Below are 1,579 nucleotides of genomic sequence, written 5' to 3' on the forward strand. Positions count from 1 at the left end.
TCTCTTGAATTTCGCTAAGGGCAGGCTTAGAAGCAAACTTCTTCGTCGCCAGCGGCGAGCCGCCCTCGTTCGTGAGGCGTATATAGTCGCCACCAACGACAACTGTCAACACACATCGATAATGTTTTTTCGATTTCTCGTAGAGATATCCACCGGGCCGAAATTCATGAGTTGGCTTGGCTGAATTGTGGGCGGCGTTCTAGCGCCTATCATTCCTGTGATGCGTCCCGAGATCGAGGCGCTGATGTGTGCCATCGCACCCGTCGCGCCTCGATGGCTGCAGAGCAATTCTCCACCGAGGCGCCGTTTAGAGCCGGTTCTCGAGCAATTCCGGCGTGATGTTCCGGCCAGCGTAGAAGATGCCCAGGATCAGCACCCGCCCACCCTCGACGGCGAAGGCAATGCTGACGGCGCGGCGATAGCCAACAATCCGCAACCCCGGCATGATCTCGACCCGCTCGGTGCCCCGCTGTGGAAAAGTCGACGGCCGAGACAATGGTCGCGGATACCCGCAATGAAATTCCGGGCGATCGCCGGCGACGCACGTCCGGCTAGGTCATCGTAGAGTTGCTCCAGCTCCGACTCCGCCTTGGAGTGGAAGACAATCCGATACTCCATCCCCTACTTGGCTTTCGCCTGCTTGGAGCGATGACGCGCCTCCAGCCGGGAGAAGACCGTGTCGGCAGGGATGCCCTTCATCGGATCCTGCCGGAGTTCAGCCAGGCGCCCTGGTATCTCCTCGCGCAGCCATTTCTCTCGCTCCGCCTCGAAATCCTCGAGCATGCGCAGGCCCGCGCGGACAACCTCGCTGGCATTGTTGTAGCGGCCTGATTCGAGCTGCTTCCTGATGAAGCTCTCGTAGTGGTCATTCAAAGCGTAATTTGGCATTGGCAACCTCCTGCGGGGAGCGATCCCGAATCTGGCGCCGATTCGGCCACGCCTTACCTCGCGTGACTCATCCGCAGAGAATCGCCCTTCGCTTTGATTCGGCATGATCGAGGCATCGCTTCAACGCCCCCAGGCCGCTCGACCAACGGCACTTGCGGCTATTGCGGCGTGACACACCGGCCGCCGGCGCGATCGAGGATTCACATGCAGGTCGATATTCGCGGTCATCAGTCATTGTCATGGTCGAGGGTGGCCACAAAAGCCGGCTGAATAGAACACCACCCCGACCAAATTCATTTCGTATTTGACTGCAAATCATCACCGGCATCACCGATGCCTGGCACGAGGATCGGATGGCTTTGTCTTTTCCGCCTCCGATTCGGTTGATCCGGCCATGGCGGCGGCCTGGCGCTTCACTTGCCAGTCCCCCAAACGCAAACGGCCCGCGGGCTGCGGGCTGTTTTGTTGAGGCTTTGTTTGTTGTCGTACCTTGTCGGCTGAGTCCTCTTGTGCGCCGAGGACTGCCGCTTGCGGGCACCATTGTCCCTTGAACGCGAACAGCCCGCCGGCTGATGCCAGGCGGGCTGTTGCTTAGTGAAGTTTGGTTTGCGGGACGGGATCTGGTTCTTTTGTCCCGCAGCTTCGGCTTCGCTTTCGGGGGCCTGAGCCTGGGCAGATCGATGGCCACCCC

At 59.9% G+C, this 1,579-nt stretch carries 1 protein-coding gene and 1 pseudogene; both read right to left on the reverse strand.

The genetic code is table 11. From position 1 onward, the window contains the following. Window positions 1–307: 307 nt before the first annotated feature. A pseudogene (locus EN991_RS35500) lies at window positions 308–618 on the reverse strand (type II toxin-antitoxin system RelE/ParE family toxin). 3 nt (window positions 619–621) lie between these two features. Further along, on the reverse strand, window positions 622–888 hold the full coding sequence (locus tag EN991_RS35505; protein WP_027163779.1) for a type II toxin-antitoxin system ParD family antitoxin: 267 nt from the start codon (window positions 886–888) through the stop codon (window positions 622–624). Window positions 889–1,579: the final 691 nt, after the last annotated feature.

Source organism: Mesorhizobium sp. M7A.F.Ca.US.005.03.2.1, from assembly GCF_003997795.1.
Taxonomy (GTDB): Bacteria; Pseudomonadota; Alphaproteobacteria; order Rhizobiales; family Rhizobiaceae; genus Mesorhizobium; species Mesorhizobium ciceri.

What these genes read in the sequence shown, in the direction of transcription:
- EN991_RS35505 (WP_027163779.1), bottom strand. Translation starts at nt 888, where the DNA reads ATGCCAAATTACGCTTTGAATGACCACTACGAGAGCTTCATCAGGAAG.